Origin of the sequence: Pelovirga terrestris, assembly GCF_014773365.1 — a bacterium.
Lineage (GTDB): Bacteria > Desulfobacterota > Desulfuromonadia > Desulfuromonadales > Geopsychrobacteraceae > Pelovirga > Pelovirga terrestris.
The window spans coordinates 19,288-44,784 of the sequence record NZ_JACWUN010000001.1; the positions used below are offsets into that span (position 1 = coordinate 19,288).

Here is a 25,497-nt window from a genome sequence, read left to right on the forward strand (position 1 = left end):
TCCACCCGGGGGTTCGAAACCTGTCCCCTTAGATAATGCCGTGCAGATACTTGATGATATCGGTCTTGATCGGCATGAAATACACATTGTCATCATGGTGATGGGCAAATTCAAGGACCTTGCGGGCAAATTCTCGATTCCATTCCAGGGTCGGGGCAAAATCTCGCGGGAATATGGCGTGGTTTTTGTTCTCCCAATAGCTGCGACTACTTTCCGTAAGGACGGGTGAGACCCCCCAGTAGATGGTGGTATTGCGTAAAAATCCCTGAAAAATCTCCATCAAGCGCAAATCAAAAAACGGCTGGGTGAAAAAACCATCAGCTCCGGCGTCCTGCTTGGCGCGCAGGTAGTCGATCTCGGCTTTGATGCCACTGCGATAGGGGTCAATTCCGGCGTATATCGTCAACTTTGGACATTCGCGTTTGAGTCGCCGAATCATTTCCAGAGAGCTGGTACGGTAATAGGTATGTTTCATCTCTTGTGGGGGGTCGCCGTTGATTATCAGCACCGCCTCAACATTTTCCTGACATAACTGGTCAATGATTGGCAGGGGGGCGTCAGGGTTAAAGTCGATAGCGCGCAAGTGGGGGATGGTGCGAGAAACGTACTCTCCGGCAATGGCGCACCCCTGCCAGCTGCGCATATCAAATCGCAGGATATCAGGGATATTGATCCGTTGCACCAGCGGGAGGTGCCGGCGCACCAGTTCCAGCTCTTTACGCAGGGAAGATTCACTCCGGGGTACAAGTTCCAGGGAAATCTCAGTCATTCTATCTCCAAACATTCAATCCAGATTATTTTTTTCAGCGATGATCTCGCCACTGAAGCGATAAATCTCGGCATCAGGCGCTTGCCACATATCTGCTGACAGCCCGGCTTTGTTACAGGTCTGACGCAGAAAAGTCAAGGCATCCCATTGATGTTCGGTAGCGACTTGGGGCAGCAAAACACCCCGATTGATGCCATGTTCCAGATAAATGCCATGCTCGCCAATGGTGATGTCGTCGGGACCGGAGATTTTTTCCAGCGGTGAGAGGATGGTGATTTCAAGATGAATCTGATCCAGCTCGGGCTTGGTCAGGGGTGAAAAACGCGGATCCTGGGTCGCAGCAGCAGCGGCCATCAGTGCTACCTCCTGAAATAACGGGCGGCGGGATTGAAAATTGCCGATACAGCCGCGTAATTGACCGTTCATTTTAAGGGTGACAAAGCATCCTGCGCGTTCATTGAGTGACTGTTCTTCCCGCGGCGGCGGGTTGAAGGATTGCTGGTTGATTTCATGCGCAATCGCAGTTCGTGCAATGTTCAGCAGCACCTGTGCTGCAGTATCGGTGATCATGGCGGCTCCTTATTTTAAAAGATGGGTATCTGTTCAGCACCAGATCTTCGGATCCTCTGTCAAGGGACGCGATTGTTTCCCGATGGGTCATCCCTGACCGCTTGTTGTTGCGACAAACACCCTTGCCACAGAAACCCCGACCCTGCGCAAGGATAGAGCTGAATAGTTACAAAGATGGAAAAAGTTGTTTTTAGCCGACGAGATAACTTATAGTTGCTGCTTGTTTTTGACGCAACCGTTTTAATATCAGGCACCAGATTGATGACAATCTGAGCATGACTGAAAGGGGTATCTGTTGGTACGGATTTTTCAGTTTATAGTGATTTTTTGCCTCCTGTCTGTTGTCGGAGGATGTGCCCCGCGGCCGCTGGTTGTGAAGGTTACTGATGATACGCCTCCCACTCCACAACAGGAAGCACAGCTTGGTCTGATCTTGAGTGGTATGCTGATTCAATATCTGGGAGGGGGTTATCCGGAGATCGGTCTGGAAAACTATGTCAATCAGGTGGCCCGGCGCTTGCTGACAGCTAACAGCAGCCGGCGCGTACAGGTTAGGGTCGCTAATCATACCGACCCATATTTTCTTGCCGTGCCGGGGGGGAGTTTTGTTGTTACCCGTGGCTTGTTGCAGGAGCTTGAGTCTGAATCTCAACTCGCTGCCCTGCTGGCTCATGAGATCGGCGATTCTCAGCCAGATCTTGTCACTGAAAGGATGACGGCTATAGTGCGGGGTCGTGCCGCTTTTTTGCAGGATGTGCGACCTGGAGAGGCCCTCTATTCACAACGATTATTGTTGACCCGTGAACTGACGGATGTTGCCCTGCACTGGGGTTATGGAAGGGATAAAGGTCATAATGCTGATATCGCTATGATCGATGCACTGGTGCGGAGCGGTTATTCTTTAAACGGTGTTTTTGAACTGGACCAGCTGTGGCAGCATCTGAAGCGGACAGCCAGTAACAGCGAACGGTCGGCTTCTCCCGATCCGTTGTCTGGGCAGCGTCTGCAGGCGGCACGTGATTATATCGCCGCAACCTATCCCGATTATCGTGGATCTAGGGGGGTTCCTTCAAAGACTGGTCTTCGTCAGCTGGAAAGCTCTGATCAGCTGACGAGGGCCTATCAACTTTATCATCAGGCCCGTTCTGCTGAAGCAGCCGGAGAGCAAGCAAGGGCTCTGCAGCTCTATCATCAGGCGATTCAGGAACAGCCCCAAAGTCTGTTGCTGACAGGGCTGGGGATGGCTTATCTGCGTGGTGAGGACCTGATCCCGGCCCGCCGTTATCTGCGCCAGGCAGTTGCCGCCGATGAGGAATTTTATCAGTCTCGTCTGGGCCTTGGTTACATTCATCTGCAGCGTTCCGAATGGTCGGATGCAGCTGCAGAACTGGAGGCTTCTCTGACATTGTTACCGACCTTGCAGGGAGTTTTTCTGCTGGCGGAAACAGAAGAAGGGCGGGGCAATCTGGTACGGGCGCGCAACCTGTATCGCCATTTGCTCGAGGTAGATGGTCAAAGTGCCCTTGGGCGTGCAGCCGCTGAGCGTTTGCGCCTGTTGCCGCGCTGATCTCAATGCTGATCTGGCCGCTGGAACAAGATGAGGTTTTGCTCTGGCAGGGGCGCCCGGCACCCCGTTGTTATCTGTTTCGCTGTTGGCGCGGCCAGCTGGTCACGCTTATTGTATTGTTGTTTGTGGGTGCGTTCTTCCGGCAAGTCCGGCAACAAGACGTTACCTCTATGACCCTGATCTTTTTTCTGGCGTTGTTCCTGTTGGCACTGGTATATGGACCCCTTCGCTTGATCTATTTACGTTGGCATTGGGAGACCCTTTTTTATGCTGTCAGTGACCGGCGGTTACTGGTCCGCAGTGGAAGCAACAAGCAAATGGTCAGCTATCCCTGGCTGCTGCTGGATGCCATCGTTGTCCACCCCTACACAGATCAGCTGGCCGATATTGAACTGACATTTGCCGATTCGCGGCGGGTGGTGCTTGCATGTCTGGAAGAGCCCAGGACTTGTCTTCGCGCCTTGCCGCTACCGGCTGCTAATTCCCCGGAAAAAAATACCTCGGTTTGACTCGGACCAGTCCTCATGACTATGATGCGAAGTTATTTACAATCGATGCTGAAAAGCATATTAGCAATGAAGGTGATATGAAGTCTTTTTACCTGGAAACATTTGGTTGTCAGATGAATGTGGTTGATTCCGAGCAGATTACCGCGCTGTTGCAGGAGATCGGCTATCAACCAATTGACGCTCCCGATCTGGCTGATCTGGTGCTACTTAATACCTGTTCGGTGCGCGATAAAGCAGAACGTAAGGTTTACGGACATCTTGGGCGCTTCAAGCCAATCAAGGATAAACGCCCGCAGCTGATTATCGGGGTCGGGGGGTGTGTCGCCCAGCAGGAAGGGCAGCGCATGCTTGATGCGGTCTCCTACCTCGATCTGGTTTTTGGTACCCACAATATCCACCGGTTGCCGGAGATGGTCCAGCAGGTCGAACAGACCCGCCAGCGTGCCAGTGAAACCGATTTTCTCGATCGCGAAACGCGCTTGAATCTGTTCCCGGAGCGCTCGGCCAGCGAGAGTGCCACCCGCTTTGTTACCATTATGCAGGGGTGCGATAATTTCTGTTCCTACTGTATTGTTCCCCATGTACGCGGTCGCGAGATCAGTCGCCTCAGCGCTGAAATCCTCAACGAAATTGAAGCCCTCGTTGCTGCCGGGGTCAAGGAGGTGACCCTGCTTGGGCAGAACGTCAACTCCTACGGGTGCAAAAATGACGGTGAGTTGTCTTTCCCCCAGCTGTTAGCGGCGGTAGATGCCATTCCCGGTCTCGAGCGCCTGCGCTTTGCAACCTCTCACCCCAAGGATATTACGGCTGAGTTGATTGACTGTTTTGGCCGCTTAGAAAGTCTTTGTCCGCAAGTCCATCTGCCGGTACAAAGTGGTTCAGACCGGATTCTGGCATTGATGAATCGTGGCTATGATGCTGCTGATTATCTGGACAAGGTGCGGCGCTTAAAAGCTGTGTGTCCGCAGATCCGTTTGACCACCGATATCATTGTCGGTTTTCCCGGAGAGACGGAAGAAGACTTTCAGGCCACCCTTGATCTGGTGGCCCAGGTCCGCTATGCCGATGCCTTCACCTTTCTCTATTCGCCCCGGGTGGAAACAGCCGCAGCCTCCATGCCGGATAACGCCTCCGCGCGGCAGAAACAACAGCGTTTTGATCGCCTACTGACCTTACAGCAGCGGATCAGTGGTGAAATCTGGCAGGAAGATGCTGGAAAGATTCTGCCGGTGCTGGTCGAGGGGGCAAGTAAACAGGGGGAAGGTCAGCTTTTCGGACGCAGCGTCTGGAATCGGATTGTTAACTTCAGTGGACCACCAGAACTGATCGGTCAGGTTGTCCCCGTAGCTATTAATAAGGTGCTGCGCAACTCCCATCTGGGTGAATACCAGAATAACTGCTGATGACAGGAATACGATAATGATGGATCTTCATACCCATACATTTTTCAGCGATGGTGAACTGGTGCCGGCTGAGTTGGTACGGCGTGCTGCTGTTGCCGGTTATCGCGCTATGGCCATTACTGATCACGCCGACAAAAGCAACATCGCCTGGCTATTGGCCAATATTGTCCCTGTGGTTGATGAACTCGGTGAGGCCAACGGGATGCAGGTTCTGGCCGGTGTGGAACTGACCCATGTGGCCCCTGCAGCCATTGCTGATGCCGCCCGTCTGGCCCGCGATCATGGAGCCGAACTGGTGGTTGTGCACGGCGAAACCATTGTCGAACCGGTCATGCCGGGAACCAACCTGGCCGCAATCAAGGCGGGTGTTGATATTCTCTCTCATCCGGGTCTTATCACCCCTGAAGAGGTCCAGCTGGCAGCAGAAATGGGCGTCTGTCTGGAAATTACCACCCGTAAAGGACACTCCCTCACCAACGGTCATGTCGCCAAACTGGCGCACAAATACGGTGCCAAGCTGGTTATTAATAATGATGCCCACGGGCCCGGCGATCTGGTTGCTGCTGAGCAGATGCGCCGGATTGCCCTGGGGGCGGCTATGACCGAAGAACAGTTTCTGCAGGCCCAGGCCAACTCAAGGGCTTTGGTTGCTCGCGCCAAGGGGTGATGGCGTCGCAAAAACTCACCAACTGCGGCGTTGTTGCGATTATTTCACTGCTTCGACGTACGAAAGTACGCCTCATTGCTCAATAATCGCGCGCCTTGCATTTGGCGCTTTTTGCTTATCCATCCATGTTGATGTTTTTTGCGAAACCAGCAAAGGGTAGTTGATGAACAATTTGTGTCATTTTGATTTTCTTAAGCAACTGGTTGAAACTCCCAGTCCCTCCGGTTTTGAACAGCCGGTGCAACGGCTGATACGTCAGCAGCTTGAGCCTCTAGCTGACACTATTGAAACCGACATCATGGGCAATCTTATTGCCCTGCTCAAAGGGACTGGCGGCCCGACAGTCATGCTTGCCGGCCACTGCGATGAAATCGGTTTCATGGTCCAGTTTGTCGATGATAAGGGATTTATCTATTTCGGAGCGATCGGTGGGGTTGATCCCCACCTGTCACCGGGACAGCGGGTGGCGATCCACACTGACCAGGGCGATATTGCCGGGGTTATCGGTAAAAAAGCCATTCATCTGATTGACAGTAAAGACCGGGATACCGTCATTAATCTGAAAAAGCAGTACATCGACATCGGTTGTACCTCACGCGAAGAGGTAGAAAGGCTGGTCTCTATCGGCGATCCCGTTACTTTTGCCGTTGGTCTGCAGCCGCTCCAGGGGCGGCGGGTTACGGCGCGAGCCTTCGATGATAAAATGGGGGCTTTTGTTGTCACTGAGGTGCTCAAACAGGTAAAAAATAATGGTGGTATGGCTGCCGATCTGTATAGCGTTTCGACGGTGCAGGAAGAGGTCGGGTTGCGCGGGGGGATCACCAGCAGCTATGGGGTCAACCCCGATATTGGTATTGTCGTTGAAGTGACCCACGCTACTGATTGCCCGGATGTCGAGCACAATGGTATTGGTCGGGTTGAACTGGGCAAAGGGCCGGTGATCGCCCGTGGCGCCAATGTCAATCCGATGCTGTTCAGACTGCTGGTTGAAACGGCAAAAGCAGAAAACATCCCGGTGCAGATTATCGGCGTACCGCGCGCTACCGGCACCGATGCCAACGTGATGCAACTCTCCCGAGGCGGGGTGGCCACGGCACTGTTGGGTATTCCTTTACGCTACATGCACACCCCGGTAGAAACCCTCGATCTGAACGATCTGGAGTCGGCCATCAGGCTGCTCACAGCCAGTCTGACGAGGATCCACCATCATACCAGCTTTGTTCCCGTTTGATAAATCCATGATGGCCATTGATTCTGAAATACCTGACCAGCAAGCGCAAGCCGCGCGCAAGGTCACCCTGATTGGTCTGGTGGTTAATACCCTCAACGCATTGATCAAGGTTGTTGTAGGCTTTTGGGCCAACTCCTACGCCCTGATCGCCGACGGTATTCATTCTGCGTCGGATATGCTCAGTGATGTTCTGGTGCTGGTGGCCAGTCATTATGGGCGTCAGCGGCCGGATAAAGACCACCCCTACGGCCATGACCGTTACGAAACCCTGGCAACCCTGATCCTGGGGGCCCTGTTGATTGCCGTTGCCGGCGCTTTGGTATGGGATAGCCTGATGCGTCTGTTAACCCCGCGCGAACTGGTGACTCCCGGAGCGGTCGCGCTGGTTGTTGCCCTGGCCTCGATTGCCAGCAAGGAATGGATCTACCGTTATACCTTGCGGATCGCCCGGCAGATCAACTCGCGCCTGCTTGAGGGTAACGCCTGGCATCATCGCACTGACTCACTGTCTTCCATTGTGGTCTTTGTTGCCATCGGCGGGGCCCTGTTGGGCGTCACCTGGCTGGATCAGCTGGCGGCCGTGGTTGTCGCATTGATGGTGGCGCGCATCGGTTTTACCCTGATCTGGGACAGTCTCAAAGAGCTGGTTGATACGGCCCTGCCGCAGGATGTGGTTGCCAATATCCGTGCCAGCGCTCTGACCGTTCCCGGGGTCAGGGATGTCCACGATCTGCGTAGTCGGCGCATGGCAAATCGCACACTGCTTGATATCCACCTGCAGGTGGATCCGCACATCAGTGTTTCAGAGGGGCACGAAGTTGGTGCCTGGGTTGCGCGTTTGCTGCGCAATCAATATGATCACATTTCCGATGTCATCTTTCATATCGATCCCGAGTGTGATGAACAAGTTGATGTCACCGAAGACAGCCGCCGGTTGCCATTGCGCCCGGACGCAGTTGCCCAATTGACGCATTGCTGGCAAGGGGTGCCGTTGTTTGATCAGCCCCACCATACCGTGCTCCACTATCTTGATCTGGCGATTGATGTGGACTTGTTCTATCGCTCAGCTGATGTGCCCGCTGATCATATTGAGCCCTTGCAAGCTACCTTGATGAGCCGAGCAGCTGATCTGTCCTGGCTCAGAAAGGTGAGCGTCTGGATCGGTGAACCGCCGGATAGTGATCAACCCTTGCCGAGTTAGATTAGACCCACAGGTGCTGATTCCCTATTCGCAGACACAGCGCCGGCTGAGATCTTCTTCGCTCACCAGGGGCGCTTCTGTCGACAATTCCAGTCCATCGGCAAGGATTCTGTCACCGCAGGTTTGGAGCAGTTTTAAAAAATTCAAGGTTAGATGGGGGTTGAGTTGACTGCCTGCCACCTCCATCATCCGGCCACTGATCCGGGGTAGATCCCAGGGCTCTTTATAGGCGCGGCGGGTCCTGAGGGCATCAAAGGTATCGGAGATCATCGTCATCTGACTGCAGAAGTTGAGTTGCCAGCCGGGCGGGGGTGTCGGATAGCCGGTTTTGTCATAACGCATGTGATGTTCAAAAGCGGTTAAAATCGCGATCTGCGGCACATCTTCCTGACCCATCAGATACTGGGCTCCACGCGCAGGGTGTTTCTTGATCTCCTGCCACTCGGCGTCAGATAGCTGATGCGTCCCCCTGATGATTTCTTTATCGACAAAAATTTTACCGGCATCGTGCAACATCCCGGCCACGCCCACATCATGCAGCAGATCTTGGTTTAATCCCAGTGATGTTGCCTGGGCGATATTGAGAATGGAGACATTGATGGAATGGGCGAAGGTATACTCGTCTTCCACCTTCAGTGGAACCAGGGCCAATAACGGGTTGCATTCCTGTTGGAAGGCCGCAACAAACCCGGAAATGATGGCAGAAATCTGACGCAGGTCAACGTTTTCCTTGTCGGCAATTTTTTCATAAAGGGTTTTGATGCTCGCCAGTTCCTCGGGACTTAAATCTTCAAAGCGGGCAATCGCCAGGGGACTGTCCGGGTCATCCTTGACATCAATTTTACCATAGTCGATATGGGGAGCGCCGGTATCAACCTGCTGGAGCGGCTGGTTGCCACACACGACATCGATGAACAATTCGATCTCGTTGCTCCTGATCCCGTTTTTCAGAGTAACGTAGCCAATGTTACGACCGTAAAGAGAGCGGGTGATGCGCTCACAATGGAGGGTTTGTTCCAGAGGGGTTCCGTCACACAGAAGTTCCTTTTTGACGATCATAAAGGTTATTTCTTTATGCTGATTGAACAGAGCCTTCAGACATTCCAGAATCCGGAGGACCTGGGTCTGCACTTGCTCATGGGTCAGAGAATAGAGGTTGGTCGTTGCAATGGCGGTTGATAAAAGGCGCAATAGTTCGTCGATTTTACTGCGATCAATGCCCGATTTCATGGGTTTTTCTCCTGCTTATTGCGCTGAAGAATTTGTCTGGCCAGGTTGGCCGCCTCAACGTTCCCTTTGTTAAGTTGTTGTCTAAGCAGCGGATCGGCCTGGTCCGCAGGGTATTTGGCAAGGACCCTGATGATTTCGATCTTAAGTTGCTCAATTCCCTGACGATGAAATAAGTTGCGCCCGTTCAAAATTTTGGAAAAAACCCCCAGGGCCCCGGGATGAACTTTTTCTGCCAAAGCTTGAACCAGATTTTTTTTCAGTTCCAGATCGAAATTGAACAGAGATTTTTCGCCCAGCATGGCCAACAGGTGCTTCGTTATCTCCGCATGATTAATTAATTTTGTCATAAGAATAGCATTGAGCGCTTCCTGCCGGTTCTTCGAGTGGAGCCCGGCCATAATCTCCTTGATGGAAAGGGTATCACCCAGCAACAGACAGGTTTTTAATGCTTCCTGGCGGACTTTGGTGTGGCTATGGTTGAGCAGGGGTCTGATCCTGGGGAGCTGCTCTTTCGCCTCCAGTTCACCGAGGAGTAGGAGCATATTGCGGACCACGTACCATTGATTATTATCAAGGTATGAAGCCGCGGCATCGATGACCTGTTGCCCGAGCTTTTTAAGGCAACTCAGATAAAAAAACCGGTTAGTGCGATTTGTCTCGCTGATCGTCAGTTCGAGCAGAGGAGAAATAAAGGGTGAGCCAACCAAATCAATAATATCACCAAGCATGATTCGATGATCTTTGCCCTGGTAACAGGCTGCCGTCACCGCCTGTTTCAACAAGGAAGAGGGGATCATGTTGCTCGGAAATTGGGTATCTTTGTGGTTCGCCTGAGTGAAAATCGACCGACAGAGGGCCAGTGTTCCGGCGAAATCGCCCGCATCAAGATAAAATTGCAACGATTTGACAAGCTGCTGATACAATGCCGGCATCTGGTTCTTGTCGGGTCCATGCTCTAACAGATAGAGCGATAACTGCGCGGTCTGAAGGTCGATCTGGAAGTGTTCCAGACTGGTTTTGAGGCTTTTCAATTCGCGGCTTAGAACGGTCGGAGGCTGTTGGTCGGCGAGAACATCCAGCAGGGTCTTCTGGTATTCCGCCGGGACGTATTGGGCAATATCTTCATTGCTTAACAGTTCGCCTGCTTTTTTTAAAAATCCTTTTTCATCCCGTGACAGTCGGTTGATTTCCTGCTGGGAGACAACTTCTCGTGATTCCGCCAGTTTCATTACCAACGACAGCATCATTGGTGATGAGTAGTTCTGCCCGGAGGTGGCTTGATAGAGTGCGTTGAGGATCACCTTGTTGGATAGATTATTACATAGATCCTCGGCAAAAGTCTTAGGAATCGGCAGCTTACAGAGCTCCTTGACAATTTCTTGCCTGGGCTCATCATCAAAGTGGTTGATCAGCTCTGCCAGCTTAATAAGGATTTCCAGGCGTTCGGATTTTGGATAGTGAGCCTGGGTCGTAGTAATACAGCGGATCAGGGCTTTGTTAAACTGAGACTGCTCTTCCCCGGTCGTTCCTGTTAAGAGCAGGCTGAGTCGGCGCGCCAGGAGGGCGGGATCAAATCCTGTTTGCGCCAAGCTGTCAAGATCGGTATCCGCAAAAGCAGATATGAGCGAGCGGGCGTAGCGTTCCCAGAAGTGATCGGCCACGCTGCGGATCTTGTTTTTGTCAGCCTGATCCTTGCCATCGACCAGCAGAAAGTCCTTACGTGACATCTGGGTAACGATAATCCCGTCAATTTGTTTCTGTTCGAGCAGGTTAATGATACCATCAGCTTTCCAGGTGTCATCAGGGCTGCCCATGATAACGCGCAAAAACCGGTAGAGGGAAGGTATGGTGAGTTCAGCGGTTAGGGTGAAGGTGGTAATGCCATGCTGAAACATGCGATAGGCGTATTTGCTGAAGAGCTGGTTGTTGGGGTTCAGCAACTCCCCCAACACCATAAAATTGTTTTTTGCGACAGAGATCTGTACCGGCAGGTTGGCTGCTTGAGCGGCCTTAAGACCGCTCAGCAGTTTGGCGCTGGCAGTCTGGACAACAGCATTATCCTCATCGTATAAACTCAAATGCTTGCTGAGCACTAGCATGGTTTTGAGGATGTTTTCATGTTGATTGATGATGACATCTATGTTCAGTTGTTGATTCATCTTCAAGTTTTTCCGCTTTGATTCAGCCCTATATAAGCAATTGTCTCCCTATGGTATCGCATATAGTGTAGCTCATATGGTTCTGACCAGCAGCTACCGATACACATTATGGGTGGATAATGCGCACCGGATGTCCATTTTTCCTGGATCGAATCAGCTGCGTTTGGTCGATCTGTTGCGTGGCAGTGTTTTTTTAGGGGCCGGACTGCGCCCTTTGCCGACAATCCGCTTACCACGATTGGTTTTTCTCTGGGTGTCCGCCTGAGACGCCCCTTTGGTATCCAGACTGATTAATAAAGGGTGTTGGTTGATGTTGATGTCTCTGATGCGTTTGAGCTGCGCAGGGTCCAGGGGGGTGAGCAAATCGACCAGGCAGAAGTGCTCAAAAATATTGATGCGCCCGATTGAGCGACTGTCGATACGTCCTTCGTTGCTCAGGGCACCAACTATATTGCCCGGTTCGATTCCGTGACTGCGACCCACCTCGAGCCGATAACAAGTCGCCTGCTCGCCTGACCTGCGTTCAGTTCGCTGGCTGAAACTGCGTTGCTCAACTGGTTCCTCCTGAATAAAATGATCCTCTTGCATCTGCAGGGGGCGTTCTTTTTGCAGCAGAAACGCCAGGGCCGCTGCAATGCGGCGGTGGCCAATATCGTAGTCCGTTTGAATGTCATCAATCAGCTCTTCGAAGAATTCAAGATCCTGGGATTCCAGGGTCGCATTGACCTGTTCTTTAAACTGACCAACCCGCCGGTTGGTAATTTCTTTGCGGCTCGGCAGGGCCATGGCTTTGATCGGTTGCCGGGTGGCCCGTTCAATCGCCGCCAGCATTCTTTTTTCACGCGGGGCCACGAACAGAATGGCTTTACCTTCGCGGCCGGCCCGGCCGGTGCGACCGATGCGATGGACATAGGATTCGGTATCGTGGGGAATGTCATAATTGACCACATGGCTGATGCGCTTGACATCCAGTCCGCGGGCCGCCACATCGGTAGCGACGACAATATCGAGACTGCCTTCCTTGAGGCGTTCAACTGTTTTTTCACGCATCACCTGGGTCATGTCACCGTTTAAGGGAGCACTGGAAAAACCGCGCGCTTCGAGCTTTTCCGCCAGTTCCACGGTGGCGATCTTGGTGCGCACAAAGATGATCATGCCATCAATTTCTTCCGCCTCAAGAATGCGGGTGAGGGCATCCAGCTTATGTAGTCCCTTGACCTGCCAATAGCGCTGGGTGACCTGTTCAACCGTCGAGGTTCTGGATTTGATGCGAATCTCCACCGGCTCCTTAAGATGGCGCCGGGCAATTTTCAGCACTTCCTGCGGCATGGTGGCTGAAAAGAGCGCGGTCTGATGATCAGCCGGGGCGTGGGAGAGGATTTCTTCAACCTCATCGATAAACCCCATTTTCAGCATTTCGTCAGCTTCGTCAATTACCACGGCAGTGAGTCTGTCGAGTTTAAGTGTGCTCCGGTTCAAGTGGTCCTTAATCCGGCCGGGGGTGCCGACCACAACCTGTACGCCGCGTTGCAATTGGCGCAACTGCTGGACCATGTTCTGACCACCGTACACCGGCAGAACCTGAAAACCCGGCAGATGGCGGCCGTAGGTCTGTACGGCTTCAGCCACCTGGAGGGCCAGCTCGCGGGTCGGGGTCAGAATCAGCAGCTGCGGATATTTCAGCTCAGGCTTAAGGCGGGTCAAAAGCGGCAATGAAAAGGCCGCCGTCTTGCCGGTGCCGGTCTGCGCCTGGCCAAGCAGATCACGACCTGCAAGCAGGGGGGGGATGCTTTGGGCCTGGATGGGCGTTGGCGTTTCGTAACCGACCTCGTCGATGACTTTAAGAATGGCCGGTGCCAGCCCCAATTCGCTGAAAGAAAGTGCTTCGTCGCTGCTCATGCTGTTCCTGTCTTTTAAGAAGTCGTATTAGTTGATGGCAAAGTTTTGAACATTAGCCTGTCCGTCAGCTTAATGCCAGTTCTTTATGTCGGTTTTATACCGGTTTCTGTCGCGGCTGCCACAATAACAACAGCAGTGCCAGCAAGGTTAAGTTGGCAAACATGGCGACAATCATGGCCAGGCCGGTAAACAATCCAAAGTAGATCGTTGGATTGAAATTGGACAGCGCCAGAATCGAGAAACCAGTAATAATGGTAACCGATGTGTAGTACATGGCGCGTCCAACACTGTCGTGGGTGCGTCTGATCGCCGCCAGAGAATCGCCATCGATTCGCAGCTCGTCGATATAGCGATGGATATAATGGATGGTGTCATCCACCGCAATGCCGATGGTGATGGCAGCTATAGTGATGGTCATAATGTCTAACGGGATCTTCATCAAGCCCATGAGCCCCAATACGGCAGCAGCCGACAGGAGGTTGGGGACAATAGCAATGAGGGCGAGCCGCATTGAGCGGAACTGGATCAGAAACATGCCGACAATCACCAGAAAGACCACGCCGATGGTCATGATCTGCGATGAAAACAGACTCTGCAATACATTATTGTAGAGGACGAACATGCCGGTCAGGTGGACCTGTTCCGGTTTGAGATCGAACAATGCAACCAGGTCCTGTTTGATCTTGCCGATCAGCTGATTGCGCTGCAGGCTCGGGTCGGAGTCGATAATCCGCAGATTAAATCGGATCTGGTTGCCATCCGCAGCCATATAGGGGCGGAAGAGGGCTTCGTCAATGACCTCAGGCAACTTACGGTGGATCACCGACAATGCCATATTGTCCAGAGGTTGCCCTTCATTGACGTGCTCCATCAGGGTAAAGGTGGTCGCCATGGACAGCACCTTGCCCGATTCAGGAAGTTGATCCAGGTAGTGATGAATAGCGTGAATATCATCCACCCGGAAACTGTTATACCAATAGCTGCTGCCGGACAGGCCGGCTTCAACCGTATCCTCAGCAAAGAAATCGTCAGCAAAGGGGTCATCTTCAGCAACGGCCGGTTCTTGTTCGAGGGCGGCTAAAAAGTCGGGATCGGCATCAAGGATAACATCGAGGGGGGTAGTCCCGCCCAGTTGCCGGTCGATCAGTGCCATGCCCTGATAGATTTCCGTCGTCGGTTTGAAGTAGTCAATAAAGCGGTTTTCAACCGATAACTGGCTGATGCCGTAAGCGCTGATCAGGGTGATCAGGGCAAAGGTCAGTAAGGTTGCCCGGCTGTGATGTTCCACCAGATGACCACATCCCCTGGTGATATAACCGGTAATGTCGAGGCGCGGGGCAAAAGATTGTGGTTTTTTTAACAGCACCAGACCCGCCGGAAAGATGATGAGGCTTATCACCAGAGCAAATCCGATGCCGATGGCCATCATCCAGCCGAAGTCGATAATGGGTCGAATATCGCTGGTGAGTAACGAGGCGAAAGCGGCGATGGTAGTCAATGCGGTAAAAATGCTCGGCAGCGCCTTGGAGCGGATGGTTTCACGGATCAGGGCAGCATGGCTGGCCTCAGGCTGCTCGGCCAGCAGTTCGTTGTACCGAACAATCAGATGAACACAGAGGGAAAGGGTGATGATCAGCAGCAGGGAGGTGAAGTTGGAAGAAACAACCGTGACTTTCCAGCCGACCAGTCCCAAAAAACCGAACATAAACAAGACTGCCAAAAAGCAGCAGGCCATAGGCAGCAGTACCCATTGGAGGCGCCGGAAAATCAGCATCAGCATGGAGACCAGAAACACCAGGACGCCAAGGCCGAATTTGACCAGATCGTTGCGAATAAAATCGATCATGTCGACAACAATCATCGGGATTCCACCCAGAAACAGCTCAGCCGTATCACGATGCTCAGCCATGATGGCACGGATGGTGGCGATGTCACGAGCTTCCTGCTCATTATGGGCACGGCTGACCTGGTCATAGCTAGCTGAAACCACTGCCAGTTGTTGCTCCTGGGCGGCGGTGATCATGCCATCATCGCGTTTTTCCCGCAGTTCGGTGCGTTGGCGATGTAAAGAGCGCAGTTCTTCATTGGTTTTCAGCATGACCTGAAGGGCGGTGGTGCGGCCATCGGCACTGACTAATAGATTTTGATAGATCGGCCCATCGGTAAATTCGGTCATCGCCAGGCCGAGGTCGATACCTGGAGTTTCGATCGTACGGATCTCGCGACTGAGTTCCGCCAAGGTGACCCGTGGGCTGTCGATCAGCGGCGCATCAAGGATGCTCATGACCTGGGTAACCCGTTCAATTTGCACCAGGCGATCGCGCAACCGGCGAAGATCGGCAATGGTTTCGGGTGCCAGCAGTTCCCCTTGCGGGCTATAGCTGATAATCAGGAAGTCGCTGGTGCCGTACTGGGCGTTAATCTGGCGAAAATAACGCAGATCCTGATCGTGCTCGAGCATCAACGAATCAGCAGAAGCATCGAGGTGAAAGTCTTTGGCAAAAACGCCCACGCTTGCAATCAGTGCTAACAGCAGTGTCAGGGTGATCAAGGGGTGGTGCAAGACCAGACGTTCATAGATCGAAATGATCGTTTGCTTCATCAGTTTCCACCTCTATTGTGGTGGTAGGGGTAACATTGACAGTAAAAAACAAAATTTCACTATAGCGCCACCAGGCCAAAAAGACAAAAGCCCCGACATGGTGTCGGGGCCATTGCGCAGTTACTGGTTACAGGTGACTAGAGGCCAAGTTGCTTGAAGAAGTCGTTGCCCTTGTCGTCCACCAGAATAAAGGCCGGGAAGTCAACAACCTCAATCTTCCATACGGCTTCCATCCCCAGTTCGGGGAAATCGATACATTCGACCTTCTTGATGTTTTCTTCAGCGAGCACGGCGGCTGGTCCACCGATCGAACCAAGGTAAAAACCACCATGCTTGGCACAGGCGTCTGTAACCTGCTGACTGCGGTTGCCTTTAGCTATCATCACCATCGAGCCACCGTTACTTTGGAGCAGATCAACATAGCTGTCCATCCGACCGGCTGTGGTTGGGCCAAAGGAACCGGAGGCTTTGCCGGAGGGGGTTTTGGCCGGGCCGGCATAGTAGATTGGATGTTGTTTCAGGTAGTCCGGCAACGGTTTGCCACTGTCGAGAATTTCTTTGAACTTTGAGTGGGCAATGTCCCGGCCGACAACGATAGTTCCATCGAGCAGTAGGGGTGCTCCAACGTCAAGCTTGGACAGATCGGCAAGAATCTCCGGCATCGGGCGGTTGAGGTCAATACGGGTTCCCTGGCTGGTTTTGCCACGATATTTTTCCGGTATCAGGCGCCCGGGATTACGATCCATCTCCTCGACAAAGAGGCCATCGCGGGTGATCTTGGCCTTGATGTTGCGGTCCGCCGAGCAGGAAACCGCCATCCCAACCGGGCAGGAGGCACCATGGCGCGGGAGACGGATAACGCGCACATCGTGAGCAAAATATTTCCCCCCGAACTGAGCGCCGATGCCAAGCTCCTGAGCGGCCTTGAGAAGTTTCTCTTCCAGTTCGATGTCACGGAAGGCCTGGCCGTGGTCGTTGCCGCTGGTCGGCAGGCCATCGAGGTAACGAGCGGTTGCCAGTTTAACGGTCTTCATGCAAGCATCAGCTGAGGTGCCGCCGATAACAAAGGCCAGATGGTAGGGCGGACAGGCGGCGGTGCCGATGGTTTTCATCTTCTGAACGAGGAAGTTATAGAGGGAGTCCGGGTTGAGCAGGGCCTTGGTTTCCTGATAGAGCATGGTTTTGTTGGCGGAACCACCACCCTTGGCGATAAACAGAAATTTATAGGCATCACCATCGGTTGCGTAGATGTCGATCTGAGCCGGCAGGTTGGTGCCGGTATTCTTTTCCTTGTACATATCAAGAGCGACGGTCTGGCTGTAACGCAGATTTTCTTCGGTATAGGTTTTAAAGACACCCTCTGAGATTTTCTCTGCGTCGTTACCGCCGGTCCAGACCTGTTGCCCCTTTTTCGCAACGACGGTTGCGGTACCGGTATCCTGACAGGTGGGCAGTTCAAACATGGCAGATATTTCTGCATTACGCAAAAAAGCCATGGCTACGCCACGATCATTATCGCTGGCTTCCGGGTCGCTGAGGATTTTGGCGACTTGTTCGTTGTGGTCGGGACGCAGCAGAAAAGAGACATCGCGCATAGCTGCGTTGGACAGTACCTTTAACGCTTCCGGATCGACCTTGATCACTTCTTTGCCATCAAAGTTGCTGACCGTGACGTACTTTTCAGACCCTTCAATCTTGTAGTACCTGGTGGTGTCTGCTCCCATCGGCATGGGATCCTGATAGGTAAATTGCGGCATCTCTCTCACTCCTTGGTCAATGTTAATAAGATGTTATGGCCATTACGCCCGACAAAAATAATGCAAATAACTATAGGTGATTTTTCTTCCAGTGTCGACCGATAAGTACAGTGTTCCGGTGTAAAACAACAGAACAGTTCAATTTGAAGTTCAGGGATGAAAATACCTGACTCTTTCTCTTTAATAAGAAATTGACAGAAACAGTCAGGTATGATAGTGGTTCAAGGTAGTTTGTAGCGCTTAAAGTCCGTCCTTGTCTGATCTATGTACCCTGTTAGTGCGGTTTTTCAGGAGGTTGTTTATGTTCGCTTTTTTAAAAGACGATATCAGGGCAGTTTTTGATCGTGATCCGGCCGTGCGCAGTGTTTTTGAAGTAATTTTCTGTTATCCCGGTTTTCATGCCATGTTGTTTTATCGGCTTTCTCATTGGTTATGGAATAAAAACCGTACCTTTATGGGACGCTTTGTCTCCCACCTCGGGCGATTTTTTACCGGCATCGAAATCCATCCCGGGGCAAAAATCGGGCGTGGATTTTTTATTGATCATGGTATGGGCGTCGTCATTGGCGAAACCGCTGAAATCGGTGAAAATTGCACCCTCTACCATGGCGTGACCCTGGGAGGTACATCATGGGCCAAGGAAAAGCGCCACCCGACCCTCGGTAATAATGTTGTGGTTGGCTCCGGGGCCAAGATTCTGGGCCCGTTCAAGGTTGGCGATGATAGCAAGATCGGTTCGAATTCTGTTGTCGTCAAGGAGGTTCCAGCCACGGCGACAGTGGTCGGGATTCCCGGTCGTGTTGTGTTGTCAGGGGAAAAACGGGTTGGTGTCGATCTGCAGCACGGTGAATTACCCGACCCCGTAGCAAAAGCAGTAAGCTGTGTGTTTGATCAGATTCAACGGTTGGAAGAGCAGATAACCAGTTTGCGCACGGAACAGGCCAAACTTAACTCGGAGCTGGAGAGATACCGCGCCGATGAGGAGGATACGGTTTCATGAGACTGTCAACCAAAGCCCAGTATGCTGTACGTGCTCTGGTCAGTCTGAACTTGGCCAGCGGCGGCAACCCGGTAACCATCAAGGATATTTCCGAGCGAGAAAAAATTTCACTGACCTATCTTGAGCAGCTTTTTGTCAAACTCAGGCGCGGTCAGATTGTCAAAAGTGTCCGTGGTCCCGGTGGCGGCTATCTGCTCGCACGCGCGGCTGATCAGATTCGCGTAGACCAGATTATTGATACCGTTGAAGAGATTCTCGTGCCGGTTTCTTGTATGAACGATGATGGTAGTTGTGGTTGCGACCTGGAATGTGCGACTCATTTTGTATGGCAGGGATTGGGAAATCAGATCCGTACTTTTCTCGCCTCCATGACCCTGGAAGATCTCACCAGAGATGCCAGCCGCCGTCTTGATCAACATTTTAGAGAGCAAATTTGTATTTGACGCTTTTATTCACGTAACCCCGGAGGATTTTTGTGAAGCAGATTTATCTTGATAACAACGCAACAACAACAGTCAAGCCGGAAGTGCTGGAAGCCATGCTTCCTTATTTTCGAGAGCAATTCGGCAACCCTTCCAGTGTTCATTGGGCCGGCCGCATGGTCAGTGGGGCCATTGAAAAAGCTCGAGAGCAGGTAGCACAATTGCTCAATTGTTCGTCGGCAGAAGTTGTCTTTGTCTCCTGTGGCAGTGAAGGAGACAACTTCGCCATCAAAGGGACAGCTGAGGCGTTGCGCCACAAGGGGAACCACATCATCACCACTACGGTGGAGCATCCGGCGGTATTGGAGACCTGTGAATACCTGGAAAAAAATGGTTTTGAAGTAACCTATCTGCCGGTCGATAAGGACGGTATGCTTGATCTGGCCGATTTGGAGGCCGCAATTTCTGACCAGACCATCCTGATTTCGGTCATGTGGGCCAACAATGAAACCGGCAACCTGTTCCCCATTAACGAGATCGGTGAGATTGCCCGTCGCCACAAGGTGCGTTTCCATACCGACGCGGTTCAGGCGATTGGTAAGGTGCCGGTGGATGTACAGGCTGCCAAGGTTGACCTGCTGGTCCTGTCGGGTCACAAGATTGGCGCGCCCAAGGGTGTCGGCGCCCTGTACCTGCGTCGTGGTACCCGCATGACGCGTTTTATGCATGGCGGTCATCAGGAACGTAATCGACGAGCCGGAACCCATAATGTACCGGGCATCGTCGGCCTTGGCGTGGCTTGTGAACTGGCCCGCCTCAATCAGGAAAAGGACTATGCCTATGTGCGTCGCCTGCGTGACAAGCTCGAGCAGGGGATTCTCAGCACGGTTCCTGATGTCAAATTGAACGGTCATCCGAATCCTGATCTGCGGCTGCCCAATACCCTCAATGTCAGTTTTAACTTCATCGAAGGGGAATCGTTGCTGTTGTTTTTTGATATGAAGGGGATCGCTGCCTCCTCCGGTTCAGCCTGCACCTCCGGCTCCCTGGAACCCTCACATGTAATGAAGGCGATGGGTGTTGATATTGTCCTTGCTCACTCGAGCGTGCGTTTCAGCTTCAGCGCTGACAACACCGAGGAAGAGGTTGACTATATCCTGGCGGAACTTCCCCCGATAGTTCAACGCCTGCGCGAAATGAGTCCTCTTTATCAACGTGAAGAGCCGACCCCGTTGCATTGCGATGAGTGCCGGATGGTTCATAAGGCCAGCTGAGGTAAGTGTTACGAGCCTTAGCTGAGAATACTAAAAAAACAGGAGAATGACGGATGTACACAGAAAAAGTCATGGATCATTTCAGTAACCCTCGCAATGTGGGTGAAATTGAAAACGCTAACGGAGTCGGCGAAGTCGGTAATGCCTCCTGTGGTGATATCATGAAGATCTTCCTCAAGGTTGAAGACAATATAATCAAGGATGTTAAATTCAAGACCTTCGGCTGTGGTGCGGCGATAGCCACCTCCTCCATGGTGACGGAACTCGCTATCGGCAAGACCCTTGAGGAAGCGCTGGTATTGACCAATCAGGCCGTCGCTGAGGCTCTTGATGGTCTGCCGCCGGCCAAGATGCACTGTTCCAACCTGGCCGCCGATGCCCTGCATGAAGCGATCAAGGATTACCAGGCCAAGAATTCCTGATTTGTCAGTGGTACGGCAAACAATTTTTTCAATAGGCTCCGCTTATGCCGGGGCCTTTTGTCTGAGGTGGATGTGAAAAGACGTGTTGTCGTTGCCATGAGTGGTGGCGTTGATTCCTCGGTGACAGCCGCTCTGCTGAAAGAGCAGGGGCATGAGGTTGTTGGTATGACCATGCAGATCTGGGATTATTCTCAGTATACCGACAAGCACGGCGAGACCTTCGGCAGTTGCTGCTCCCTTGATGATGTCTACGATGCCCGGCGGGTTGCTGAACAACTTGATATCCCTTTTTATGTCATCAATTTTGAACGACAGTTCAAGCAGCAGGTCATTGACCGTTTTTGTGATGACTACCTGACCGGCCTGACGCCCAATCCTTGCGTCCTGTGCAATCAGGTGCTCAAGTTTGAATTGCTGATGCGCAAGGCGCGTGAACTCGAAGCGGAATTTCTGGCCACCGGCCATTATGCCCGGATCCTTCCCACGGAAGATGGCGGTTATGCGCTGCATAAAGGGATTGACGGCGATAAGGATCAAAGCTACTTCCTGTTTACCCTGACGAAAGAGCAGATGGCGCTGGTACGTTTCCCTTTAGGTGGCATGACCAAAGAAGAGGTGAGGGGACATGCGGCGCGCTTTCATCTGCGGGTTGCCGAAAAAGCTGAGAGTCAGGATATCTGCTTTGTTCCTGATGGCGATTATGTCCGGTTTCTGGAAGAAGAGCGGCAGCTCGATGATTGTGCCGGACCGATTATCCATGTCGCGGGTCAGGTTCTCGGGCAGCATCAGGGCTACTATCGCTATACCGTCGGCCAGCGCAAAGGCTTAGGTATCGGCTGGAGTGAGCCTCTTTATGTCGTCCGTATCGATGCCGCCAATAAGACAGTGATCGTTGGTGAAAAGCAGCACCTGCTGTGCCGGGAAATGATTGTCGGTAGCTGTCGATGGAGCATGGAACCACCACAACGGCCCTTCGCGACCAACTGTCGGATCCGCTATCGTCAGCACGAACAGCCGGCTCAGGTTGTCCCCCTGACGGATGGCCGGGTTAAGGTGACCTTTGCGATTCCCCAATCAGGGGTAACGCCGGGTCAGGCTGCTGTGTTTTATCAGGGAGATCGGGTGCTGGGGGGGGGATGGATTCAGTAACCAGATCAGTGGCGGTTGTTACCCTTGGCTGTAAGACCAATCAGTTTGAATCAGCGGCCATGCTTGAACAATTGGTGGGCAACGGTTATCAGCAGGTGGACTTTACTGCCGGAGCTGATCTGGTGATCGTTAATACCTGCAGCGTGACGGCGGCTACTGATTCCCAGTCACGTAACCTGATTCGTCGCGCCCAGCGCTTAAACCCCGCGGCCCGAATTGTCGTCACCGGCTGTTATGCCCAGATCAATCCCGTCGAACTGCAGAAGCTTCCCGGGGTCAGTTTGATCATCGGCAATGAGGAGAAAAAAGAACTGCTGCGGCTGCTGCTCCAGACCCGGGAAAACAGCGCCAGCGAGGCCTTCGTCGAAGTGTCTGATATCCGTGCGGCCGAAAACTGTCACCCTCTGGATCTTCAGTCCTTTGCCCAGCGCAGCCGCGCTTTTGTCCAGATCCAGAACGGTTGTGATGCCTTTTGCTCCTACTGTATTATTCCTTACGCTCGTGGTAAAAGTCGTTCGGTGGGGGTTAAGCAGGTGGTCGCCCAGATTGAGCGCCTGGGAGCGGCCGGCTATCGGGAGGTTGTGTTGACCGGCATCCATATCGGTGGCTATGGTCAGGACGTTGCGGATGGCACCAATCTGTTGACCCTGTTGCAGGCGATAGAAACCTGCGAGTTTGGCGGTCGTGTACGTTTAGGGTCGATTGAGCCGACGGAGTTGCCCCCCCGGTTGCGTGACTACATTGTTCAGAAGCCGTGGCTCTGCCCGCATCTGCATATTCCCCTGCAGGCCGGTGATGACGCGATCCTGAGGCGCATGAATCGTCATTACGATACGGCTTTTTTTGCTGATCTGCTCGCTGATCTGCATCAGCGTCAGCCTGATATGGCGCTTGGACTTGATGTCATCTGTGGCTTTCCTGGTGAAACCGAGGCGCATTTTTCCAACACGTTCAGATTATTACAGCAGCTTCCTTTCAGTCATCTGCATGTTTTTCCCTTCAGCCGCAGACCCGGAACCCCGGCTGCGTCCATGCCCGATCAGGTCGCTCCAGCGTTGATTAAGGAACGTGCAGCCAGGTTGCGCGGGCTGGGGGACGAAAAATTACAGCAGTTCAGCCGTCGTTTTATTGGAACAGAATTGCAAATGCTGGTTGAAGGGGGTGTTAACCAGGGGCTGTACAAGGGACTGTCGGAGAACTATCTGACCCTGCTGATTGATCAGCACCAGGCACAAGCAGGGGAGCTGTGCCTGGTGCGGGTTATCCATCAGACCAACGACGGGTTGACGGTGGAACGAGTGAACTGATCAGGCACACTCACTGAAGCCGCAGGCGTGGCAAACGCAGCAGCCTCCCTCATGTTCAACCGGACCACCGCAATCGGGGCAGGCACCACCGCCATTGTTGACTGCAGTCAAGATGTCTTCTGAATCTGCCATGTGCAGCTGAATCGCTTTGGCAACCGCATCGGCACAGGAGGTGATGCGGTTATTGCCGAAGCCGCTGGGCTTGTGACAGGTAATCCCGATCAATTGTTTAACGCTCTGGCGCGCCTGCACGCCGCTGCGCCAGGCCAGGGACACCAGGCGACCGATCGCTTCACATTGTGATGCGGCACAACCACCGGCCTTGCCCATGGTGGTGAAAAGTTCAAACAGCCCCTTTTCATCCTGATTGATGGTGATATAGAGTGGCCCACAACCGGTTTCCATCTGGTAGGTGGCGCCGGTCAGGGCCCGCGGGCGTTCACGTTTGCGCAATCCCTTGCGGGTTTCCATCGGGACATCTTCTTCGGTCTTGGCTTCTGCTTTGCCGGCCACTGAGAGAACCTGCATGGAACGCGAGCCGTCACGATAGATGGTCACCCCTTTACATCCCTGTTGATAGGCCAGACGGTAAACGGTGGAGACGTCTTCACGGGTGGCACTGTGGCAGAAATTGACGGTCTTCGAAACGGCATTGTCGGTATGTTTCTGGAATGCCGCCTGCATCATCACGTGGTCTTCCGGGGTTATGTCGTGGGCGGTAACAAAGATCCTGCGGATATCTTCGGGGATCGCTTTCACCTCCTGTACCGACCCTTTTTCGGCGATTTCCTGCATCAGCTCTTCCGAGTAAAAACCACGTTCGCGGGCAATGCGGGCGAACATTGGATGAACTTCAATCAGCTTGTTGTTGTCCATGACCTGGCGCACGTAGGAAACGGCGAACAAGGGCTCAACTCCGCTTGAACAGTTGGCGATAATGGAAATGGTACCGGTCGGTGCAATGGTGGTGCAGGTCGCATTCCGCATGGCACGACCTTCAGGATGATCAAAAATGCTCCCCGGGAAGTTGGGGAAGGAACCCCGCTCTGCCGCCAACTGCGTAGACTGTTGGTGTGCGGCGTTATTGATAAAGCGCATGACTTTTTCGGCCAGGGCCACCGCTTCCGGGCTGTTGTAGGGGATCTTGAGCAGAATCAACAGGTCGGCCCAGCCCATAACCCCAAGCCCGATCTTGCGGTTGGCACGGGTCATCCGGTCGATTTCCGGTAGCGGATAAGCGTTGGCTTCGATGACGTTGTCGAGGAAGCGGGTCGCCAGTTCCACGGTTTGCTGTAGTTTGTCCCAGTCGATCTGCCCGTTGTTGACCATCCGCGCCAGATTGATCGAGCCCAGGTTGCACGACTCGTAAGGCAGCAGCGGCTGCTCACCACAGGGGTTGGTGCTTTCAATTTCACCGACCAGTGGGGTGGGATTGTCACGGTTCAGACGATCGAGGAAGACAATACCGGGTTCGCCATTGTTCCAGGCCATGTCGACAATCTGGGTAAAGACCTTGGTGGCATTTAACAGTTTGACCTGTGCGCCGGTACGTGGGTTGATCAGAGGGTAGTCATCACCGGCTTCTACCGCCTGCATAAAGGTTTCGGTAACGCCAACCGAGATGTTGAAGTTTGTCAACACCGTCGGATCGCGCTTGGCCATGATAAAGTCCATGATATCGGGATGATCTACCCGCAGGATGGCCATATTGGCACCGCGGCGGGTGCCCCCCTGCTTAATCGTTTCCGTTGCCGCATCAAACACCTGCATGAAAGAGATGGGACCCGAGGAAACGCCGCTGGTCGATTGCACTTCGTCATTGGCTGGACGAATACGGGAGAAGGAAAAGCCGGTACCGCCACCACTTTTATGAATCAGGGCGGTGTGTTTGATGGCATCAAAAATGCTTTCCATGGAGTCACCAACCGGCAAGACAAAGCAGGCCGAGAGTTGTCCTAAGGGCCGACCGGCATTCATCAGGGTCGGCGAGTTTGGCAGGAAATCAAGCTGCGACATCATGTTATAGCAGGCCGCTTCAAACTGCTCACGTCGATTGCCGTCTTTTTCCACACCGGCTATGGTGCGCGCAACGCGGCGAAACAATTCTTCGGCATTTTCCAGGGACTTGCCGTTGGCATCGCGGATGAAATAGCGTTTACGTAAAACTGTGAGGGCGTTAGTGGACAGGTTGAGGGTGTTTTCCGGGTGATTATCGGTCATTTTCAGGTCCTTCTGGTTTGGATGGATAGACAGGATGTTGATCTTCTTGACACTATATATGTGAAGCCAGAAACTCTAGCGACTATATATTGTGGTTTCAAGTTATTTTTTATTTATTTCCTGTAACCCGACAAGCGGG

The 25,497-nt window shown here is 52.9% G+C and carries 20 protein-coding genes; 12 read left to right on the forward strand and 8 right to left on the reverse strand.

Annotated features, from left to right (window positions below):
• Nucleotides 1-28 precede the first annotated feature (28 nt).
• A complete protein-coding gene (locus tag ICT70_RS00135) occupies nt 29-769 on the reverse strand; it encodes a methylenetetrahydrofolate reductase (RefSeq protein ID WP_191153355.1) in 741 nt (246 codons plus the stop codon).
• Between the two features lie 15 nt (nt 770-784).
• A complete protein-coding gene (gene amrA, locus ICT70_RS00140) occupies nt 785-1,339 on the reverse strand; it encodes an AmmeMemoRadiSam system protein A (protein WP_191153356.1) in 555 nt (184 codons plus the stop codon).
• Nucleotides 1,340-1,712: 373 nt separating this feature from the next.
• Between amrA and ICT70_RS00145 the strand changes: the two genes are divergently transcribed.
• The 6 genes from ICT70_RS00145 (at nt 1,713) to ICT70_RS00170 (ending at nt 7,917) form a co-directional block, all read left to right on the forward strand.
• Nucleotides 1,713-2,906, forward strand: coding sequence for a M48 family metalloprotease (locus tag ICT70_RS00145; RefSeq protein ID WP_191153357.1), 1,194 nt, complete (start codon nt 1,713-1,715; stop codon nt 2,904-2,906).
• A gap of 5 nt (nt 2,907-2,911) precedes the next feature.
• Nucleotides 2,912-3,415 carry a hypothetical protein gene (locus tag ICT70_RS00150; RefSeq protein WP_191153358.1) on the forward strand — a complete coding sequence of 168 codons (504 nt, stop codon included), beginning with the start codon at nt 2,912-2,914 and terminating at the stop codon, nt 3,413-3,415.
• Between the two features lie 77 nt (nt 3,416-3,492).
• Nucleotides 3,493-4,818 (forward strand): tRNA (N6-isopentenyl adenosine(37)-C2)-methylthiotransferase MiaB, encoded by a 1,326-nt coding sequence (gene miaB / locus ICT70_RS00155; protein ID WP_191153359.1) that lies wholly within the window; start codon nt 3,493-3,495, stop codon nt 4,816-4,818.
• Between the two features lie 16 nt (nt 4,819-4,834).
• On the forward strand, nt 4,835-5,485 hold the full coding sequence (locus ICT70_RS00160) for a histidinol phosphate phosphatase domain-containing protein (protein ID WP_191153360.1): 651 nt from the start codon (nt 4,835-4,837) through the stop codon (nt 5,483-5,485).
• 163 nt (nt 5,486-5,648) lie between these two features.
• Nucleotides 5,649-6,716, forward strand: a complete 1,068-nt coding sequence (locus ICT70_RS00165; RefSeq protein ID WP_191153361.1) for a M42 family metallopeptidase — start codon at nt 5,649-5,651, stop codon at nt 6,714-6,716.
• A 7-nt stretch (nt 6,717-6,723) separates the two neighbouring features.
• A complete protein-coding gene (locus tag ICT70_RS00170) occupies nt 6,724-7,917 on the forward strand; it encodes a cation diffusion facilitator family transporter (RefSeq protein WP_191153362.1) in 1,194 nt (397 codons plus the stop codon).
• 24 nt (nt 7,918-7,941) lie between these two features.
• On the opposite strand, the gene ICT70_RS00175 is transcribed toward ICT70_RS00170, so the two are convergent.
• The 5 genes from ICT70_RS00175 to ICT70_RS00195 form a co-directional block, all read right to left on the reverse strand.
• Nucleotides 7,942-9,147 (reverse strand): HD-GYP domain-containing protein, encoded by a 1,206-nt coding sequence (locus ICT70_RS00175; protein ID WP_191153363.1) that lies wholly within the window; start codon nt 9,145-9,147, stop codon nt 7,942-7,944.
• A complete protein-coding gene (locus ICT70_RS00180) occupies nt 9,144-11,306 on the reverse strand; it encodes a HEAT repeat domain-containing protein (protein ID WP_191153364.1) in 2,163 nt (720 codons plus the stop codon). Before ICT70_RS00180 ends, ICT70_RS00175 begins: the two co-directional genes overlap by 4 nt.
• A 153-nt stretch (nt 11,307-11,459) precedes the next feature.
• The gene (locus ICT70_RS00185) at nt 11,460-13,205 is read right to left on the reverse strand and encodes a DEAD/DEAH box helicase (protein ID WP_191153365.1); all 1,746 of its coding nucleotides are present in this window, start codon (nt 13,203-13,205) and stop codon (nt 11,460-11,462) included.
• A gap of 94 nt (nt 13,206-13,299) precedes the next feature.
• A complete protein-coding gene (locus tag ICT70_RS00190) occupies nt 13,300-15,807 on the reverse strand; it encodes an efflux RND transporter permease subunit (RefSeq protein ID WP_191153366.1) in 2,508 nt (835 codons plus the stop codon).
• Between the two features lie 137 nt (nt 15,808-15,944).
• Nucleotides 15,945-17,564 carry a fumarate hydratase gene (locus tag ICT70_RS00195; RefSeq protein WP_191153367.1) on the reverse strand — a complete coding sequence of 540 codons (1,620 nt, stop codon included), beginning with the start codon at nt 17,562-17,564 and terminating at the stop codon, nt 15,945-15,947.
• A 301-nt stretch (nt 17,565-17,865) separates the two neighbouring features.
• Between ICT70_RS00195 and cysE the strand changes: the two genes are divergently transcribed.
• From cysE to mtaB, 6 genes are all read left to right on the forward strand, one after another.
• Nucleotides 17,866-18,564, forward strand: coding sequence for a serine O-acetyltransferase (gene cysE / locus ICT70_RS00200; protein ID WP_191153368.1), 699 nt, complete (start codon nt 17,866-17,868; stop codon nt 18,562-18,564).
• A complete protein-coding gene (locus tag ICT70_RS00205; RefSeq protein ID WP_191153369.1) occupies nt 18,561-19,007 on the forward strand; it encodes an Rrf2 family transcriptional regulator in 447 nt (148 codons plus the stop codon). Before cysE ends, ICT70_RS00205 begins: the two co-directional genes overlap by 4 nt.
• Before the next feature lie 32 nt (nt 19,008-19,039).
• Complete coding sequence (gene nifS, locus ICT70_RS00210) at nt 19,040-20,260, forward strand: cysteine desulfurase NifS (RefSeq protein WP_191153370.1); 1,221 nt, start codon at nt 19,040-19,042, stop codon at nt 20,258-20,260.
• A gap of 53 nt (nt 20,261-20,313) precedes the next feature.
• Nucleotides 20,314-20,682, forward strand: coding sequence for a Fe-S cluster assembly scaffold protein NifU (gene nifU, locus ICT70_RS00215; protein ID WP_191153371.1), 369 nt, complete (start codon nt 20,314-20,316; stop codon nt 20,680-20,682).
• A gap of 66 nt (nt 20,683-20,748) precedes the next feature.
• Entirely contained in the window at nt 20,749-21,831 is a 1,083-nt protein-coding gene (gene mnmA, locus ICT70_RS00220; RefSeq protein ID WP_420488568.1) for a tRNA 2-thiouridine(34) synthase MnmA, read from the forward strand.
• Nucleotides 21,819-23,138, forward strand: a complete 1,320-nt coding sequence (mtaB, locus tag ICT70_RS00225) for a tRNA (N(6)-L-threonylcarbamoyladenosine(37)-C(2))-methylthiotransferase MtaB (protein WP_191153373.1) — start codon at nt 21,819-21,821, stop codon at nt 23,136-23,138. The genes mnmA and mtaB overlap by 13 nt, the downstream gene beginning before the upstream one ends.
• On the opposite strand, the gene ICT70_RS00230 is transcribed toward mtaB, so the two are convergent.
• Nucleotides 23,139-25,358, reverse strand: a complete 2,220-nt coding sequence (locus ICT70_RS00230; RefSeq protein WP_191153374.1) for a vitamin B12-dependent ribonucleotide reductase — start codon at nt 25,356-25,358, stop codon at nt 23,139-23,141.
• Nucleotides 25,359-25,497 lie beyond the last annotated feature (139 nt).

What these genes read in the sequence shown, in the direction of transcription:
- ICT70_RS00185 (WP_191153365.1), bottom strand. Translation starts at nt 13,205, where the DNA reads ATGAGCAGCGACGAAGCACTTTCTTTCAGCGAATTGGGGCTGGCACCG.
- ICT70_RS00195 (WP_191153367.1), bottom strand. Translation starts at nt 17,564, where the DNA reads ATGCCGCAATTTACCTATCAGGATCCCATGCCGATGGGAGCAGACACC.
- mtaB (WP_191153373.1), top strand. Translation starts at nt 21,819, where the DNA reads ATGGATTCAGTAACCAGATCAGTGGCGGTTGTTACCCTTGGCTGTAAG.
- ICT70_RS00150 (WP_191153358.1), top strand. Translation starts at nt 2,912, where the DNA reads ATGCTGATCTGGCCGCTGGAACAAGATGAGGTTTTGCTCTGGCAGGGG.
- miaB (WP_191153359.1), top strand. Translation starts at nt 3,493, where the DNA reads ATGAAGTCTTTTTACCTGGAAACATTTGGTTGTCAGATGAATGTGGTT.
- cysE (WP_191153368.1), top strand. Translation starts at nt 17,866, where the DNA reads ATGTTCGCTTTTTTAAAAGACGATATCAGGGCAGTTTTTGATCGTGAT.
- ICT70_RS00205 (WP_191153369.1), top strand. Translation starts at nt 18,561, where the DNA reads ATGAGACTGTCAACCAAAGCCCAGTATGCTGTACGTGCTCTGGTCAGT.
- ICT70_RS00160 (WP_191153360.1), top strand. Translation starts at nt 4,835, where the DNA reads ATGATGGATCTTCATACCCATACATTTTTCAGCGATGGTGAACTGGTG.
- ICT70_RS00190 (WP_191153366.1), bottom strand. Translation starts at nt 15,807, where the DNA reads ATGAAGCAAACGATCATTTCGATCTATGAACGTCTGGTCTTGCACCAC.
- ICT70_RS00180 (WP_191153364.1), bottom strand. Translation starts at nt 11,306, where the DNA reads ATGAATCAACAACTGAACATAGATGTCATCATCAATCAACATGAAAAC.
- ICT70_RS00170 (WP_191153362.1), top strand. Translation starts at nt 6,724, where the DNA reads ATGATGGCCATTGATTCTGAAATACCTGACCAGCAAGCGCAAGCCGCG.
- ICT70_RS00230 (WP_191153374.1), bottom strand. Translation starts at nt 25,358, where the DNA reads ATGACCGATAATCACCCGGAAAACACCCTCAACCTGTCCACTAACGCC.
- ICT70_RS00135 (WP_191153355.1), bottom strand. Translation starts at nt 769, where the DNA reads ATGACTGAGATTTCCCTGGAACTTGTACCCCGGAGTGAATCTTCCCTG.
- amrA (WP_191153356.1), bottom strand. Translation starts at nt 1,339, where the DNA reads ATGATCACCGATACTGCAGCACAGGTGCTGCTGAACATTGCACGAACT.
- ICT70_RS00165 (WP_191153361.1), top strand. Translation starts at nt 5,649, where the DNA reads ATGAACAATTTGTGTCATTTTGATTTTCTTAAGCAACTGGTTGAAACT.
- nifU (WP_191153371.1), top strand. Translation starts at nt 20,314, where the DNA reads ATGTACACAGAAAAAGTCATGGATCATTTCAGTAACCCTCGCAATGTG.
- ICT70_RS00175 (WP_191153363.1), bottom strand. Translation starts at nt 9,147, where the DNA reads ATGAAATCGGGCATTGATCGCAGTAAAATCGACGAACTATTGCGCCTT.